16 protein-coding genes are annotated in these 16,156 nt (G+C 76.2%); 11 read left to right on the top strand and 5 right to left on the bottom strand.

Translation table 11 applies throughout. From position 1 onward, the window contains the following. Nucleotides 1-458: 458 nt before the first annotated feature. The 4 genes from ACFVFS_RS10165 to ACFVFS_RS10150 all read left to right on the top strand — a co-directional run bounded on the left by ACFVFS_RS10165 (nt 459) and on the right by ACFVFS_RS10150 (nt 4,090). The gene (locus ACFVFS_RS10165; protein ID WP_380622363.1) at nt 459-1,865 is read left to right on the top strand and encodes an MFS transporter; all 1,407 of its coding nucleotides are present in this window, start codon (nt 459-461) and stop codon (nt 1,863-1,865) included. Between the two features lie 75 nt (nt 1,866-1,940). Beyond that, nucleotides 1,941-2,474 carry a hypothetical protein gene (locus ACFVFS_RS10160; protein WP_380622206.1) on the top strand — a complete coding sequence of 178 codons (534 nt, stop codon included), beginning with the start codon at nt 1,941-1,943 and terminating at the stop codon, nt 2,472-2,474. A 10-nt stretch (nt 2,475-2,484) separates the two neighbouring features. Beyond that, on the top strand, nt 2,485-3,252 hold the full coding sequence (locus ACFVFS_RS10155) for a futalosine hydrolase (RefSeq protein WP_380622204.1): 768 nt from the start codon (nt 2,485-2,487) through the stop codon (nt 3,250-3,252). Further along, a complete protein-coding gene (locus tag ACFVFS_RS10150) occupies nt 3,245-4,090 on the top strand; it encodes a 1,4-dihydroxy-6-naphthoate synthase (RefSeq protein WP_380622202.1) in 846 nt (281 codons plus the stop codon). The genes ACFVFS_RS10155 and ACFVFS_RS10150 overlap by 8 nt, the downstream gene beginning before the upstream one ends. A 17-nt stretch (nt 4,091-4,107) precedes the next feature. On the opposite strand, the gene ACFVFS_RS10145 is transcribed toward ACFVFS_RS10150, so the two are convergent. Next, nucleotides 4,108-4,491 (bottom strand): cold-shock protein, encoded by a 384-nt coding sequence (locus tag ACFVFS_RS10145; protein WP_380622200.1) that lies wholly within the window; start codon nt 4,489-4,491, stop codon nt 4,108-4,110. A gap of 492 nt (nt 4,492-4,983) precedes the next feature. On the opposite strand from ACFVFS_RS10145, the gene ACFVFS_RS10140 reads away from it, so the two are divergent. Beyond that, nucleotides 4,984-5,220 (top strand): hypothetical protein, encoded by a 237-nt coding sequence (locus ACFVFS_RS10140; RefSeq protein WP_380622197.1) that lies wholly within the window; start codon nt 4,984-4,986, stop codon nt 5,218-5,220. A 68-nt stretch (nt 5,221-5,288) separates the two neighbouring features. Here ACFVFS_RS10140 and ACFVFS_RS10135 read toward each other — a convergent pair whose 3' ends face one another. Then, nucleotides 5,289-5,921 carry an HAD family hydrolase gene (locus ACFVFS_RS10135; RefSeq protein WP_380622195.1) on the bottom strand — a complete coding sequence of 211 codons (633 nt, stop codon included), beginning with the start codon at nt 5,919-5,921 and terminating at the stop codon, nt 5,289-5,291. Nucleotides 5,922-6,022: 101 nt separating this feature from the next. Here ACFVFS_RS10135 and ACFVFS_RS10130 point away from each other — a divergent pair, with 101 nt between their 5' ends. The 4 genes from ACFVFS_RS10130 (at nt 6,023) to ACFVFS_RS10115 (ending at nt 10,078) form a co-directional block, all read left to right on the top strand. Beyond that, nucleotides 6,023-7,051: a FecCD family ABC transporter permease gene (locus ACFVFS_RS10130; RefSeq protein ID WP_380622193.1), complete on the top strand. Its 1,029-nt coding sequence runs from the start codon at nt 6,023-6,025 to the stop codon at nt 7,049-7,051. Then, on the top strand, nt 7,048-8,100 hold the full coding sequence (locus tag ACFVFS_RS10125; protein WP_380622191.1) for a FecCD family ABC transporter permease: 1,053 nt from the start codon (nt 7,048-7,050) through the stop codon (nt 8,098-8,100). Before ACFVFS_RS10130 ends, ACFVFS_RS10125 begins: the two co-directional genes overlap by 4 nt. Before the next feature lie 15 nt (nt 8,101-8,115). Then, nucleotides 8,116-9,009: an ABC transporter ATP-binding protein gene (locus ACFVFS_RS10120; protein ID WP_380622188.1), complete on the top strand. Its 894-nt coding sequence runs from the start codon at nt 8,116-8,118 to the stop codon at nt 9,007-9,009. Nucleotides 9,010-9,091: 82 nt separating this feature from the next. Further along, nucleotides 9,092-10,078 (top strand): ABC transporter substrate-binding protein, encoded by a 987-nt coding sequence (locus ACFVFS_RS10115; protein ID WP_380622185.1) that lies wholly within the window; start codon nt 9,092-9,094, stop codon nt 10,076-10,078. A 20-nt stretch (nt 10,079-10,098) separates the two neighbouring features. Here the strand turns inward: ACFVFS_RS10115 and ACFVFS_RS10110 are convergent, their stop codons facing one another. The 3 genes from ACFVFS_RS10110 to ACFVFS_RS10100 form a co-directional block, all read right to left on the bottom strand. Next, the gene (locus ACFVFS_RS10110) at nt 10,099-11,655 is read right to left on the bottom strand and encodes a protein kinase (RefSeq protein WP_380622183.1); all 1,557 of its coding nucleotides are present in this window, start codon (nt 11,653-11,655) and stop codon (nt 10,099-10,101) included. Nucleotides 11,656-12,108: 453 nt separating this feature from the next. Next, nucleotides 12,109-13,323, bottom strand: a complete 1,215-nt coding sequence (locus ACFVFS_RS10105; protein WP_380622181.1) for a hypothetical protein — start codon at nt 13,321-13,323, stop codon at nt 12,109-12,111. Then, the gene (locus ACFVFS_RS10100; RefSeq protein ID WP_380622361.1) at nt 13,320-14,054 is read right to left on the bottom strand and encodes an RNA polymerase sigma factor; all 735 of its coding nucleotides are present in this window, start codon (nt 14,052-14,054) and stop codon (nt 13,320-13,322) included. The genes ACFVFS_RS10105 and ACFVFS_RS10100 overlap by 4 nt, the downstream gene beginning before the upstream one ends. Nucleotides 14,055-14,476: 422 nt before the next feature. On the opposite strand from ACFVFS_RS10100, the gene ACFVFS_RS10095 reads away from it, so the two are divergent. Both ACFVFS_RS10095 and ACFVFS_RS10090 read left to right on the top strand, forming a co-directional pair. Continuing rightward, nucleotides 14,477-15,172 (top strand): hypothetical protein, encoded by a 696-nt coding sequence (locus ACFVFS_RS10095; RefSeq protein WP_380622179.1) that lies wholly within the window; start codon nt 14,477-14,479, stop codon nt 15,170-15,172. A gap of 190 nt (nt 15,173-15,362) precedes the next feature. Continuing rightward, on the top strand, nt 15,363-16,103 hold the full coding sequence (locus tag ACFVFS_RS10090) for a tyrosine-protein phosphatase (protein WP_380622177.1): 741 nt from the start codon (nt 15,363-15,365) through the stop codon (nt 16,101-16,103). Nucleotides 16,104-16,156: the final 53 nt, after the last annotated feature.

Here is a 16,156-nt window from a genome sequence, read left to right as displayed (position 1 = left end):
GCCGCTCGTCAGGTCCGCCGGCGCCGGTCGGGCCGTCGGGCGGACCCTGGGCAGGCTACCCGCCGGTCGGCCACCCGGCACAGTCCGGGGCGTCCGGAGTGGCTCCGGGAGGTCCTGAAGCGGAACGCCGGACGTCGTACGCGCGGCGCGGAGCGGAATCCCGCGTTGTCGTCACGATTCTGGGGCAGGATGGGCATGTGGCGGACGAGAACCCGTCGCAGCACGCACTGCGCGCCTCGCAGGCCGGCAGCCCCGACGAGGCGAACGCCGTGCCGCGACAGCAGCCTCCGGTCCACGCCGCGGACGAACCGCGGTCGGTGGATCCCTCGCCACTGCCCGCCGACGACCCCGCGGAAGCGCCCGGGACGACCGGTGCGGCCGCACCCGCCGACGCCGCCGAGCCGGTCGACGGGGAGGACGCCGCCGAGGCGGAGGAGGACGGCCCCCGCCGGCACTTCCTGGTCCGCACCGCCTCCGCGGCCGGCTCCCGCACAGGCAAGGTGGTGCACGGCACCGGCCGCCGGATCCGCCGGGCCACCGCCGCCGAGGGCGCCGGCGAGTCCGGCCTGGCCAAGCTCATCGAGCTGCACGCGCTGAACTCCTTCGGCGACATGCTGATCACCGTGGCGCTGGCCTCCACCATCTTCTTCTCGGTGCCCACCGGCGAGGCCCGCGGCCGGGTGGCGCTCTACCTGCTGGTCACCATGGCGCCGTTCGCCCTGCTGGCCCCGGTGATCGGCCCGCTGCTGGACCGCCTGCCGCACGGCCGCCGGGCCGCGATGGCGATCTCGATGCTGGCCCGCGCGGTGCTCGCCTGGACGATGGCCGGCGTGGTGGCCGGCGGCGGGCTGGCGCTCTACCCGGAGGCGCTCGGCGTGCTGGTCGCCTCCAAGGCGTACGGGGTGGTGCGCAGCGTCGTGGTGCCCCGGCTGCTGCCCAGCCGGCTCTCCCTGGTGAAGGCGAACTCCCGGGTGACCCTGGCCGGGCTGCTGGCCACCATGGTCGCGGCCGGCGTCGGCGGACTGCTCCACCTCCTCGGGCCCGGCTGGCCGCTGCGCGGCGCCTTCCTGGTGTTCGTGGCGGGCACCCTGATGGCCTTCCACCTGCCGCACACGGTGGACTCCGCCAAGGGCGAGCAGCGCGCCGTGCTGCACGCCGAGGAGCACCCCCCGGGCCACCACCACGGCGTGCTGCACGGCCGCGGCGACACCGGGTCCGGAGACACCGGGTCCGCCGAGTCGGCGCCCGCCGGGCAGCGGCCCAGGGCCTCGCTGCGCACCGTCGGCCCGTCGGTGATCCTGGCGCTGCGCGCGATGGCGGCGATGCGCTGGCTGGTCGGCTTCCTGGTGCTGTTCCTGGCGTTCCTGCTCCGCGAGGAGCCGGTCGGCGGCCTGCGGCCGACCCTCGCACTCGGCCTGGTGGCGCTGGCCGCCGGGACGGGCAACGCGCTCGGCTCGGTGCTCGGTTCCTGGCTGCGCCCGCGCAGCCCGGAGGTGACGGTCACCGCGATGCTGCTGCTGGCCGGCTGCGCGACGGCCGCCGCCGCGCTCTGGTACGGCACGGTGACGGTGGTGGCGGTCGCCGGGACGGCCGGGATGGCGGCCTCGCTGGGGAAGCTGTCGCTGGACGCGCTGATCCAGCGGGACGTCCCCGAATCGGTGCGCACCTCCGCCTTCGCCCGCTCGGAGACGGCGCTCCAGTTGTCCTGGGTGGCGGGCGGCGCGGTCGGCATCCTGCTGCCGCTGAACGGTGCGCTGGGCCTGTCGGTGGCCGCCGCCGTGGTCGGCGCGGTGCTGCTCTGGACGCTCCGCTCGCTGGTGCGGGTGGGGGTGCGCCACCGCGCGGCCGCGCCCCGGGTCGCCTAGGACGGGCTGTTCCGGGGGCAACACGGTGCCGACCCCCGCGTAGCGTGATCGCGAAAGCCCGGTAGCCTCTGACGCATGAGCCTCAGCACCCGCGCAGTCGCCGGCCTCGGCGCCGTCGTCGTCATCGCCGCCGGCACGGTCGGCGGGTCCATCGCCTACGCGTCGAACCAGACCGAGATCAGCGACCACCGCGCCACCCTGGTGGTGGGCAACTCGTCGCAGGCCCACGACCCGTTCTGCTTCAACGAGGGCAAGCCGCTGACCGACCAGCAGCAGGAGGAGTGCCAGGACAAGGCCGGCAAGGCCCTGGAGGACGGCAGCCTCCCCTCGTCCGACGTGGTCGCCAGCGACCGGATCGCCATCGGCGTCAGCCCCGAGGTCGCGGACCGCGGCTGGTGGGCCAACACCAACGGCGGCCAGCAGGGCCAGGGCGGCCGGTTCATCCTGGCCTCGGCGGCGCGCAACGCCACCTTCTCGGGCTCCGTTCCGGCGAGCAAGGCGCTCAACGCCTCCGGCAAGACCCTGATCACCGTGGTCGAGACCGACCCGAAGGCGCCGGACTCGATCTACGGCGTGTGGTACTTCCAGCTGAACACCCAGGACAGCTGACGGTCCTGCGGTGACGGTACGACTCCCCGACGATCGGTCGGACCCCGCGCGGGCCCGGCTGCTCGTCGTCGTCGCGGTGCCGGCCGAGGCCGAGGCCGTGCTGCGCGGCCTGGGCGCCGACCCGCAGGCCTCCCCGGCCGCTCCGGAGCGGGTGGCGCTGCCGGGCGGCGCGCTGGACCGGGTCGCGCACCCCTCGGGCGTGACGGTGGACGTGCTGGCCGGCGGGGTCGGCCCGGGGGCGGCGGCCGCCGCCGCGGCCACCGCGCTCACCGCCGCCCGCTACGACCTGGTGCTCTCGGCCGGGATCGCCGGCGGCTTCGCCCCCCGGGCGCCGGTCGGCGCGACCGTGGTCGCCACCGGGATCGTCGCCGCCGATCTGGGCGCCGAGACCCCCGAGGGCTTCGCCGACGTCACCGAGCTGGGCTTCGGGACCGTCCGGCACACCCCGGCGCCGGCCGCCGCGGCGCTGGCCGCCGAAGCCCTGGGCGCGGTCGCCGGGACGGTGCTCACCGTCTCCACGGTGACCGGCAGCGCCGCCCGCGCCGCCGCCCTGACCGCCCGCCACCCCGACGCGGTGGCCGAGGCGATGGAGGGCTTCGGGGTCGCCGAGGCCGCCGCCCGGCACGGCGTGCCGTCCTTCGAGCTGCGGACCGTCTCCAACGCCGTGGGCCCGCGCGACCGGTCCGCCTGGCGGATCGGCGAGGCGCTGGCCGCACTGGAGCGCGCCTTCGCCCTCCTGCCCCACCCCGCGCTAGTGAAGGAGGCCGGCCGTGGCTGAACGGCTGAGCATCGCGTACTCGCCCTGCCCGAACGACACCTTCGTCTTCCACGCCTGGTCGCACGGCCTGGTCCCGGGCGCGGAGGCCCCCGAGGTCACCTTCGCCGACATCGACGTCACCAACGGCCTGGCCGAGCGCGGCGAGCTGGACGTCCTCAAGGTCAGCTACGCCGCCCTGCCGTGGGTGCTGGACGAGTACACCCTGCTGCCCTGCGGCGGCGCGCTCGGCCGCGGCTGCGGACCGCTGGTGCTGACCCGCCCGGAGAACGGCGACGACCTGAGCGGGAAGACCGTGGCCGTCCCCTCCGAGCGGTCCACCGCCTACCTGCTGTTCCGGCTCTGGGCGGCGGGCGCGGTGCCCGGCGGCCTGGGCGAGATCGTGGTGCTGCCGTTCCACGAGATCATGCCCGCCGTCCGGGACGGCCGGGTGGACGCCGGCCTGGTCATCCACGAGGCCCGGTTCACCTACCGGAACTACGGCCTGCGCTGCCTCGCCGACATGGGCGAGGCCTGGGAGCGGGAGACCGGCCTGCCGATCCCGCTGGGCGCGATCATCGCCCGGCGCTCACTGGGCGCGGAGCGGCTGCGGGCACTCACCGAGGCGATCCGCGGCTCCGTGCGGCAGGCCTGGGACGACCCGGAGGCCAGTCGCGGGTACGTGCTGGAGCACGCCCAGGAGATGGACCCGGACGTCGCGGACCAGCACATCGCCCTGTACGTGAACGAGTTCACCGCGGACCTCGGCGAGGAGGGGCACGCGGCCGTGCGCGCGCTGCTCACCCGGGCCGCCGCGGAGGGCCTGGTGCCGCCGCTCGGCCCGGGTGCGCTGGACTTCTGAGCCCCCGCCGGGGAGCGCTACACGTCGAACTGGTCGGCCACCCCGCGCAGCAGCACGGCGAGCTTCTGCCCGGCCGGCTTGGCCGGGTAGCGGCCGTGCTGCAGCCCCGGCAGCACGGCGTCCATCATCGTGATGAGGTCCTGGACGAGCGCCGCCATGTCGTCCGGGCTCTTGCGCTGGGCGGCGGCCACCGACGGCAGCGCCTCCAGCAGCTGGACCTGCATCGCCTGGTCGCCGCGGTGTCCGGCGACCACGCCGAACTCGACCCGCTGGCCCGGCTTCAGCGACGTGATCCCGGCGGGCAGCGCCTTGGTGTGGACGAAGACGTCGCCGCCGTCGTCGCGCGACAGGAAGCCGAAGCCCTTCGTCTCGTTGAACCACTTGACCTGGCCGGTGGGCATCTCGAACAGTCCTCGATGTGGGTGTGAGGGATCCCGGACCTGGCCGGGGATCACTGGGTGGTGGGAGAGCGGGCCGGCCCGGGGGGACACGCCCGTGGGGCACGCGCGGTCAGCACGCTGTAAGGAGCAGACTAACGGTCCGTCACTGTCTCATCCGCGTTCCGCACAAGATCCGTACGGAGCTCCGACGGCCGCCAGCGACCCGGGGCCGGCCTGGCCGGGGCGCGGCTCGGCGCTGTCCACAGGCACGCACCCCCGGTCGGAGAGAAACGGGGCGCACTGATCGCACCCCTCGGCACAGCCTGCATACCCCCGCCCAGCAGGGATCAAAACTCCCAGCGCCCGGAAAACTGCGCAACGTGACGGGGCCGCTCGTCGGCGAAGCGCCCGCCGGCTCCCCGTGCGGCACCGCGCGGGAACGGGCCCCGGCGCCCTCTGCGAGACTGGGACGGCAGCCGAACCCGCCGTCCCCGCCGCAGAGGAGCAAGCCCCGTGAGCAGCCAGAGCGCCGACCGCGGCGACGCCTACGTCAAGGCCGGAGCGATCGTCTTCGGGCTCGGCGCGCTCGCCACGCTCGTCACCTTCGTCCCGCTGTTCCTGCACCTGACGCCGCTGCCCACCGCCGCGTACTGGCTGAGCATGCTGATGCCGCTGGGCTTCCTGCTCGCCCTCACCGGCCTGCTGCTCTCCGCACGGGCCCAGCGCCGCCGGATCCGCGCGAACGCCTGACACGGGCGCCTGACGCGGACGCCCGGCCGGGCGTCCGCGTCAGGCGCCCCGATGCCCGGACGACGCGCCTATTCGCCCGCGGCGAGGTGCCCGGCCAGCCAGGCCGGGAAGCCGGTGAGGTCGGCCAGCACCACGTCCGCGCCCGCCGCCCGCAGCTCCGCGGCGCCGTACGGGCCGGTGGCCACCGCCACCGCGACGGCGCCCGCGTGTCGGGCGCCCCGGATGTCACCGAGGTGGTCGCCCACGTAGACGGTCGCGCCGTGCTCGCGCAGCGCGTCGCCCTTGGTCTCCGCCCAGAGGTCGCCGGCCACCGCGTCCGCCCGCAGGCCCGCGTGCTCCAGGTGGAGGCGGGCGTTCGGCTCGTACTTGCCGGTGATCACCGCGACCCGGCCGCCGTGCGCCCGGACCGCGTCCAGGGCGGCGTGCGCGCCGGGCAGCGGGACGGTCGGCGCGAAGGCGTGGTCCCGGTACAGCGTGCGGTAGCGGTGCGCGACCGCCTCCACCCGCCCCTCCGGGAACCAGTTGCGCAGCTCGTCGAGGAGAGGCGGCCCGAGCCGGGTCACCACCAGGTCGGCGTCGATGGCGGTCCCGGTCTCGGCCGACAGCGCCAGGTAGGTGGCCCGGATGCCGGGCCGGGTGTCCAGCAGCGTCATGTCGAGGTCGAAACCGACGGTGAGCGGGGCGTCCGAGGTCGCAGGCATGCCGCCAGGCTACCCAACGGACCCGGCCGACCAGGAGGAACGATTTGCCCAGGCTTCGGCGCGGAACTTAGGTTTGCCTGAGCTATCTGCGAGAGAGAGCCATGACCGACACCACCGCGCCCGGCAGAGCCCGCCTGCTGCGCCGCCGCATCCTGTGGCTCGCCGCCGCGCTGGCCGTGCTGGCCGCCGCGGTGCTGCTGAGCCTCGCGGTCGGCAGCCGGAACATCCCGTTCGGCGACACCGTCGACGCCCTGCTGCACGGCGGGGACTCCACCAACGCCGTCGTGATCCGCGAGCTGCGGGTGCCCCGTACGGTCGTCGGCCTCGCGGTCGGCGCGGCGCTCGGCATGGCCGGCACCGTCATGCAGGGCATCACCCGCAACCCGATCGCCGACCCCGGCATCCTCGGCGTCAGCCAGGGCGCGGCGGCCGGTGTGGTGCTGGCGATCTCCGCGTTCGGGATCTCCACGCTCACCGGGTACGTCTGGTTCGGCTTCGCCGGCGCCGTGATCGCCACCGTGGTGGTGTACGGGCTGGCCGGGCGCGGCCGGGGCGGGGCGACGCCGGTGAAGCTGGCGCTGGCCGGCTCGGCGGTGTCCGCGTTCATCGCCTCGCTCAACACCCTGGTGCTCACCACCGACGCGGCCGCCATGGACCAGTTCCGGTTCTGGCACGTCGGCTCGCTCTCCGGCCGCACCGCGGACGTCGCCTGGCAGCTGCTGCCGTTCCTGGCGGTCGGCACGGTGCTGGTGTTCGCGGTGGCGCGCGGGCTGGACGCGCTGGCGCTCGGCGACGACACCGCCAAGGGGCTCGGCGCCAAGACCGGGCTGGTGCGGGCCGTCGGCGCGCTCGGCGCCACCGTGCTGACCGGCTCGGCGGTCGCGGCGGCCGGACCGGTCGCCTTCGTCGGCCTCGCCGTGCCGCACGCCGCCCGCGCGGTGGCCGGCGCCGACCACCGCTGGGTGCTCGCGCTGTCCGCCGTTCTCGGCCCGGCGCTGCTGCTGCTCGCCGACACCCTCGGCCGGGTGCTGTTCCCGCCCTCCGAGGTGCCGGCCGGGGTGATGACCGCGCTGGTCGGCGTGCCGGTGCTGGTCGCCCTGGTGCGGCGCCGGAAGGTGGTGGCGGCATGACGGCCCCGACGGTCCCGCTGCGCGGCTACACCGTGGTGCGCGCCCGGCGCGTCTCCTTCCTGCTGCACCGGCGCTCGGCCTGGGCCGCGCTCGGCCTGCTGGTGGCGCTGGCCGCCGCCGTCGTCGCCTCGCTCTGCCTGGGCGAGTCCACCGTGGCGCCCGGCGAGGTGCTGAAGGTGGTGTTCGGGCAGCCGAGCCCGCACGAGCTGGTGGTCGGCGAGTTCCGGCTGCCCCGGGTGGTGGTCGGCCTGCTGGTGGGCACCGCGCTCGGGCTGGCCGGGGCACTGATCCAGACCGTCGCCCGCAATCCGCTGGCCAGTCCGGACGTGGTCGGCGTCTCCTGGGGCGCCACCGCGACCGTGGTCGGCCTGCTGGCCTACGGCGTGGTCGGCTTCACCGGCCAGGTGCCGTACGCGGCCGTCGCGGGAGGGCTGGTGGCGGGCCTGCTGGTCTATCTGCTGGCCTGGCGGCGCGGGCTGCACGCCCAGCGCTTCGTGCTGATCGGCATCGGCATCTCGGTCGCGCTCTCCTCGCTGACCTCGGTGTTCCTCACCAAGGGCGACGGCTTCCAGGCGCAGGCCGCCAAGGTGTGGATGACCGGCAGTCTGAACGGCTCCGGCTACGACCAGGCCGGCTGGCTCGCCTGGGTGCTGCTGGCCGCCGTGCCGGTGGCGCTGTGGGCGGCCCGGGCGCAGCGCTCGATCTCCTTCGACGACGCCACCGCCGTCGGCCTCGGGCTGCGGCTGAACCGGATCCGGCTGGGCATGGCGCTGCTCGGCGTCGTGCTCGCCTCCTGCGCGGCGGGCGCGGCCGGGCCGGTGGACTTCGTCGCGCTGATGGCCCCGCAGATCGCCGTCCGGCTGGCCCGCTCGGCGCAGATCCCGCTGTTCTGCTCGGCGCTCACCGGCGCGCTGGTCGTCGTGCTGGCCGACCTGCTGGCCCGTCGGCTGCTGGCGCCCACCGAGCTGCCGGTCGGCGTGGTGACCGGGCTGGTCGGCGCGCCGTACCTGATGTGGCTGCTGATCCGCTCCCGCCGTGGAGGTTCCTGAGTCGTGGAGGTCCCGATGCCCGCCGACGCCGAGTCCGTCCGCACCGAGTCCGTCGCCACCGAGTCGACCGCCGGCTCCGCTGCCGCCGGCTCCGCCGACCGGGCGGCCGCCCACCGCCTGGAGGCGCGGGAGCTGACCCTCGCCTACGAGGCGCGCACCGTCGCCGAGAAGCTCTCGCTGCGGATCCCGGACGGCAGGGTCACGGTGATCGTCGGCCCGAACGCCTGCGGCAAGTCCACCCTGCTGCGCGCGCTGGGCCGGCTGCTGAAGCCGGTCCGCGGCGCGGTGCTGCTGGACGGCGAGGAGCTGGCGCGCGTCCCCACCAAGCGGATCGCCCAGCGGATCGGGCTCCTGCCGCAGTCGCCGAGCGCCCCCGAGGGCATCGCGGTGGCCGACCTGGTGGCGCGCGGCCGCCAGCCGCACCAGAGCTGGTGGCAGCAGTGGTCGGTTGAGGACGAGACGGCGGTCGCGGAGGCGCTGGAGCGCACCTCGACGGCCGAGCTGGCCGAGCGCGGCGTGGACGAGCTGTCCGGCGGGCAGCGGCAGCGGGTCTGGATCGCGATGGCGCTCGCCCAGGGCACCGACATCCTGCTGCTCGACGAGCCGACCACCTTCCTGGACATCGCGCACCAGGTCGAGGTGCTGGACCTGGTGCGCCGACTGAACGTCGAGCGCGGGCGGACCGTCGTCGCGGTGCTGCACGACCTCAACCAGGCGGCCCGCTACGCGGACCACCTGGTGGCGATGCGGGACGGGCGGATCGTCGCCGAGGGCCCGCCGTCCGAGGTGGTGACGGCGGAGCTGGTGCGGGAGGTGTTCGGGCTGGAGTCGGTGGTGGTGCCGGATCCGGTGACCGGCACGCCGCTGGTGGTGCCGGGCGCGCCGTGGGCGGCCGCGGCGGACGCGTAGCGAGGTCTTATGCGCTGATTACGCACCAATTCGGACATAATCGACGGACCGCGCTCACGTTCCCCCGCCGTCCGAGGTGCCGATGCCCCCGCTCACCCGCCGCACCCTGCTGGCCTCGCTCGGCGGGCTCGGCGGCGCCGCGCTCACCGGCTGCACCACCGCCCGACCCGCCGCGTCCCCGCCGACCGGCCTCACGGCCGCCGGGACGCCCTCCCCCACCCCGCTGCCGGAGGTCACCGTGGCCGCCGCCACCGGCCCGGTCACCGTGCCCGGCGCGCCGATGCGGGTGGTCGCCCTGGACACCGCCGAACTGGACTCCGCGCTCACCCTCGGCATCACCCCGGTCGGCGCGGCCCGGCCCGCGGCGGACCGGGCCTTCCCCGACTACTGGCCCGCCTCCCGGCTCGCCCGGACCGCCTACGTCGGCCCGGTCGGCGACCCGGACCTCGCCGCGGTCCGCGCCCTGCGGCCCGACCTCATCCTCTCCAACCAGGCCCGCGACGGCGACCGCTACGACGAGCTGCGGGCGATCGCCCCGACCGTCCTCACCCAGACCACCGGCGCGCCCTGGAAGGCCAACGTCCAGACCCACGCCCAGGCGCTGAGCCGCCAGGACGCGGCGGCGGCGTTCGCGGCCTCCTACCAGCGGCACGTCGGCCAGGTGGTGACCGCGCTGGCGAACGCCCGGGCGGGCGGGCGGAAGGTCAGCCTGCTCCGCTTCGTGGAGGGCGGCGGCATCCGGCAGTACGCCCGGCAGACCTTCCCGGGCTCCGTGCTCGCCGACGCCGGCCTCGGCCGGCCGGACGCCCAGAACACCGACCAGGCCGACCAGGAGCTCCCGCCCGAGCAGCTCGCCCGGGCCGACGGCGACCTGCTCCTCTACGCCGGCTACGGCGACCCGGACCGCAACGGCCTCAACGCCGTCCTGGCGAGCCCCGGCTGGCAGTCCCTGGAGGCCGTCAAGGCGCACCGTGCCTTCCCCGTCGACGACCAGCTGTGGTTCCAGGGCGTCGGCTACACCGGCGCCAACTACGTCCTCGAACAGCTCCAGCGCTTCCTCGGCGTCTGAACCGCCGCCCCCCGGTCCGCTCAGTCCTCCTCGTCGGCGACGGCGTTGAGGGAGGTGATCAGCGAGGAGAGGCGGGAGTTCCAGTTCTGGTAGGTCGGGCCGTCGATGGCGTGCTTCTTGGCGAGGTCCCGGACGGTCCGCTGGGCGCCCTTCAACGTGCCGGCGGCGTCGTCGGGCCGGCCCTCGTTGAGACGGGCGGTGGCCTCGTCCAGGGTGCGCAGCAGGTCGATCTGGCGGGAGCGGTCCTTCTCCACCTGGGTCTGCGCGATGCTCTGCCGCAGGGCGTTGATCTGGACCAGCGGGGCCGGGTTGTGCGGGGCCGGGGTGGTGGCGGGGGCCGTCGGGGTCGGCCGGGCGGAGGGGGTGGTGGCGCTCGGGGTGGGCGTCGGGGTCGGGGTCGGGGCGGGCGTGGACGCCGGGGCGGCCGGAGCGGTCGCGGTGGGGCGGGTGGACGGCGCGGCGGCGGGGGTGGCCGGGTCGTCGAAGGCGCTGAGCGCGAGCACCGCGGCGCCGGCGACACCGGCCAGGCCGAGGGCGCCGAGCACGATCGGCTTGCGGCGGCTCTCGCGCTCGGGCTCCGGCAGCGGCGGCGGGGCCATCGGGATCGGCGCCATCACCGAGGTGGGGGCCGGGACCGCGAGCGGCACCGCCTGGGGCGGCAGGAGGGTGGTGTGCTGCTGGTCCGCCGGGGCCGCGGTGGGGAAGGCGGGCGGCAGCGGGGCGGCGGCGAGCAGTTCGCCGGTCGGGTCGGCGGGCACCAGCCCCGGTACGCAGGCCAGCAGTTCGGCCCGCGCCGCGGCGGCGTCCGCCGGACGCTCCGCCGGGTGCTTGGCGAGCAGCCGCAGCACCGCCGCGTCCAGCGCGGGCGGCAGGCCGGGGCGCCGGGCGGAGGGCGGCAGCGGCAGCTCCCCGACGTGCTTGTAGGCGATCGCCACCGGCGTCTCGGCGGTGAACGGCGGCGCGCCGGTGAGCATTTCGGTCAGCACGCAGCCGACCGCGTACAGGTCGGTGCGGCCGTCCAGCGGGCTCGCGGTGGCCTGCTCGGGCGACAGGTACGCGGCGGTGCCGAGCACCTGGGCGGTCTGGGTGAGGTTGTGCGAGGAGCCCGCCCGGGCGATGCCGAAGTCGACGACCTTCACCCCGCCGTCGCCGGTGATCATGATGTTGCCGGGCTTGATGTCCCGGTGCACCAGGCCCGCCGCGTGCGCGTGCGCCAGCCCCTCGCAGACCGCGGCCGCGATCCCGACCGCCTGCTCGACCGGCAGGCCCGGCCGCTGGGCCAGCAGCGCGGCCAGCGAGCGGCCCTGCACCAGCTCCATCACGATGTACGGCGAGCCCTGGTCCACCCCGGAGTCGAAGACCATGACGATCCTCGGGTGGACCAGCATCGCGGCGTGCTGCGCCTCGCGGCCGAACCGCTCGGCGAACCGCGGGTCGTCGGCGAGGCCCCCGTTGAGGACCTTGACGGCCACCTGGCGGCCCAGCACGTGGTCCACCCCGCGCCAGACCGTGGCCATGCCGCCGACGCCGAGTATCTCGACGAGTTCGTAGCGCCCGTTCAGCGCGCGTCCGATCACCTGGAACCGCTCCCCTCAGAGGCCCTGCCCGGGGTCCCGGACCGCCTCGTGCACCTGTGCACGATAGCCCCCGGCGGCAGTCGGCAGCCGGGCGCCGGCGGCTCGCCGGAAGAGGGGGGCGGCCGGGGAACCGGGCAGCGGATCCCCGACCGCCGGCTCGTGGGTCGTCCCTCGACGACGGTTCACGATCGGTCCGGTTCGGACTGGTCGAGCGGGGTGCCGGCCCGCCCTGACTGCGGGCGGGCGGGCCGGCGGGTTCCGGTCCGTCAGGACCGGCGGGCGCGTTCCGGGGTGCGCCTGCCGGTCCTGACGGGGCCGGCCGGGTGGACGGGCGGCACGGGGGGGCCGGCCGGCCACTCGGGGTCTGCGGTTACTGCGGTGGTGCGGGCGGAGCGGTCCGGATGGGCGACGGGCCCGGGGGGATTCGCTCGCCGCCCATCCGGAGATCGTGGGTCACCTCGGGTTGCCCGAGGTGTCGGCGTCGGGTTTGTCGACGCGGTCGGTCCTCGTCTGCCCCGGGAGGGCCGGCGTGACCGCCGTGGGCGGTGCGGGCAGCACGGTGCCGACGGGCTTCGACGTCCGGTCGGCGCTGCCGCCGCCGTTGTCGCCGGAGCCGTTGGCGCTCTGGCTGTTCGAGCCCTGGCCGCCGGCGCCCTGGCCGGTGGACCCCTGGCCGTTCGAGCCCTGGCCGGTGCTCCCCTGGCCGCTGCCGCCGCTGCCCTGGCCGTTGCCGCCACCGCCGCCACCGCCGCTCCCGGAGGCCGCGGCGCCGGACCGGGTCGGTGCCGGACCGCCCTGCCGGTCGCCGTCGCCCGCCTCGCGGAGCAGCCGGGCGCAGTAGTCCTCCACCTTGTCCGTCCCGCCGGCCGCGCCGACCAGCCCGCCGAACTGCGGATCGGTGACCAGCGTGCGCGGGCGCTCGCCCTTGCCCGCCCGGTCGGAGAACGCCTTGCAGAGCGCCGCGTGGGCCACCGGGTTCGACGGGCCGCGCCCGTCCCCCGGCGTGGCGGCGGGCGGCTGCGGCGCGGTCGGCCGGTTCGCCGGGGCGGACGGATCGGCGGCGGCCGGACCGCCCGACGGACCGGCGGAGGTTCCACCGGTCGGAGCGGCGGTCAGCGGCCGGGCCGACGGGCCGCCGGCCGACGGGGTTCCGGAACGGCTCTCCGCGGCGCTCGCCGGAGCGGACGTCACGGGGGCGACCACGTGCCGCTTCGGCTCGTCCGAACCGCCGCCGCCCAGCGCCGAGGGAAGGTTGCCGGTCCCGGCCGCGACCGCGACCCCGCCGAGCGCGGTGGCGCCGAGCACGACGGCGACGGCCTTCGTGCTGAAGGCCCTCGTCAACGCGGCGGTTGCCATCGATCGTCTCCGGACGGGTGCGGGTGCGGCGGGTACGGCGGGAGCGGGTGCGAGACGGGCCTCCCGGAACGCGGCCAGGGCCGCCTCCTCCCTGGCCAGTTCGCCCCGCGCCGCCGGCGCCGCGGCGGCGGCGAGCACCCGGGCGACCCGCTTCTCCGGTCCGTCGCCGGGCCGGAGGGGTCCCGTGTGCCCGGTGTTGCCGTCCGGGCCGGTGAGCGAGGCGTCCCGCCCGGCCGACGGGCCGCCCACGGCACCGGCGAGCAGCTGCTCGGCGGTGTCACGGTCGATCCGACGGGATCGGTTGGTGCTCATCTCATGTCCTTCAGCGTCGCGGCCCGGCGTTCTGTCACACCCTGCGGAGAATTCTTTTTCCCGGCTCGTCCGAGCCCCTTGCGGGCCGTCCCGCCGCCGGTCGGCCCCCCGGCCGGACCGTCCGTCGGGCCACCGTCCCGGCCCGGGCGCGCGGCCGGGATCCCGGCTCCGGCCGCGCCCGCCGGGAAGGACTGCTCCAGCAGCTTGGCGAGCCGCTTCAGCCCGCGGTGCGCGGCCATCCGGACGGTGCCCGAGCGCTTGCCGAGCACCTGGGCGGCGCTCTCCGCGTCCAGGCCCATCACCACCCGCAGCAGCACCGCCTCGGCCTGGTCCCGGGGCAGCCGGGAGATCAGCGCCAGCGCGTCCGAGGTGCCGACGGAGGCGAGCGCCGCCCCGGCGGTGTCGTCGCCGCCCGCCAGCCCGGCCAGGTACTCGAAGGGCAGGTCGGTGACCGGCCGCCGGCGGCGGGCCCGCAGGTGGTCCAGTGCCCGGTTGCGCGCGACGGTCGCCGCCCAGCCGCGGAAGCCGTCGCCGTCACCGGTGAAGGAGCCGAGGTCCCGGGCGATCTGCAGCCACGCCTCGGACGCGATGTCCTCGGCGTCCTGGGCGTCCTCGGGCCGGCCGCCGACCAGCACCCGCAGGTAGCGGAGCAGGCCCGGCTGGACGGTCCGGAACAGCAGCCGGAAGGCCTCCTCGTCCCCGTCCTGCGCGGCCCGGACGGCCTCGGTCAGATCGACGGGGGTGGTGCCCGCGCCCGTGGGCGGGCCGGGTGGCGGGCCTGACGTCGGGACCGGTCCGGACCGGCCGACGGCGCTGTCGGTGCCCGCTCCGGGGCGTTCTGCACTCTGCACCCGCCACATCATCCGCCATCTGGGCGAACGCCCACTCCCGCGGGCCCGGACGGCCGTCCCGCACCCGCGCCGCCGCCCGGGCCGCCGCCCGGTCCACGAAGGTCCGGACGCGGGCCCTATGACAAAAGAACCTTCAGGTCAAAGGTCCTGAGACCTTCTGGCCTTCGTCTGCGGCATCAAAGTCGACTTATCGCCTACGTTGTAGGTGAACTATTCACTCCGGTCCTCGCCCGTGCGCCCCCACCTCTCCCGCGCACCCCGGGCGCCGCCGACCGCTCCCCCACCCCATCCCCAGGAACGCCATGACCCCCGCCGCCCACGAGCTCTTCGAGCGCGGCCTGCGCGACCACCTCGCGCCCGCCCTCCGCCTCCTGGGCCTCACCGGCTGGCGGCGGACCTTCAGCCTCCCCGACCCGACCCACTGGGCCCTGCTCGGCGTGGTCGAGCACCGCACCGACGACGGGCTCCGCTACACCTTCGACCTCAGCCTGGTCCGCCGGAGCGACTGGGCCGCCGCGGCCCTCCCCGGCCCGCGCCCGGACCCGCGCGCCGTCTACGGCGTCGAGTCCTGGCGGGCCCGGATCGGCGAACTGCTGCCGGTCTGCGCGGACGTCTGGTGGGAGGTGCTGCCCGGCCCGCGCTGGCGGGTCGCCCTGGACGACTCGGTGGCCGCCGTCCGCCACTACGGGCTGCCGGAGCTGCGCCGCCGGGCCGACCGGGAGCGCGGCGGGGCGACCGGCGAGACCTACCTCTCCCGCACCGAGCTGGAACAGGTCAACGCCGCCCTGCTGGCCGTCCCGGTGGCCCGGATCCAGCGCGCCGAGCTGGTCGACGGCGCGCTCGTCCTCACCGGCGCCTGGACGCGGGCGGACGCCGCCGCCCGTACGGTGCTGCGCGGCGTCGCCCACGGCTTCCTCTCCGCCGGGGACGACCGCTTCGCCGTCGTGCGCTGCGCGGACACCCTCGGCCGGCCGCTCTGGGACTTCGCCCACCCGTAGCGCGTTCCCGCGGCTCGACGACACCGCCACGGCGAGGCGCGGCCGTGCACCGTGCCGCTGCCCGCCGGGGGTCCACCTGACCACCCCCGCCCCACCGATCATCCGAACATCTGAGGAACCATCCCGCCGCATCGGAAGTCCACATAACGAGGGGGTAACGGGACCCCCTCGTCGAGGAAACGGGGAACCGATGAGCCGGGCCGACGCGCAAGCCACCACCACCGAGGACCGCACCCTGGTCTGGGACGGCTGCCTCAACGTCCGCGACCTGGGCGGACTGCGCACCACCACCGGCGCCCGCACCGCCCGCGGCGCGATCGCCCGCGCCGACAACCTGGACCGCCTCACCGCCGAGGGCTGGGACGCCCTCCTCGACCACGGCGTGCGCACCGTCGTCGACCTGCGCGACATCGAGGAGTACAAGCCCCTCCTGTCGCTCCCCGAGGACGTCGAGCTGATCCGCGTCCCGCTGGACGAACTCGCCGGCCCCGCCTGGTGGCAGACCTACGGCCACCTCGACGGCACCCCGCTGGCCCTGCGCCCCTACCTCGACCACTGCCCGCACGCCGCCGCCGAGCTGATCACCACGATCGCCGGCGCCCGCCCCGGCGGACTGGTCGTCCACTGCGGCGCAGGCCGCGACCGCACCGGCCTCGCCGCCCTCCTGCTGCTCGCCCTCGCCGACGTGCACCCCGCCGAGATCGTCGCCGACTACCTCCTGAGCGCCCCCAACGTCCGCCCCCTCTACGGCATGCTCGGCCTCCCCGACCCGTACCGCCGGATCGACGCCGCCCTCGCCGAGGCCGGCACCACCGCCGAAGCCGCCGTCACCGCCACCCTCGCCGACTTCTCCCCCGCCCCCTACCTGCTCACGGCCGGCGTCGCCCCCGCCGACCTCGCCGCCGTCCGGGCCCGCCTGCTCCCCTCCTGAGCGGTTCGGCCGGTTCCGCCGGCCCCTCCGACCCCCTCCCGTTTCGACGGGCG

This window comes from Kitasatospora sp. NPDC057692 (assembly GCF_042799475.1).
Classification (GTDB): Bacteria; Actinomycetota; Actinomycetes; order Streptomycetales; family Streptomycetaceae; genus Kitasatospora.
This window is presented reverse-complemented; position numbering and strand designations above follow the sequence as displayed.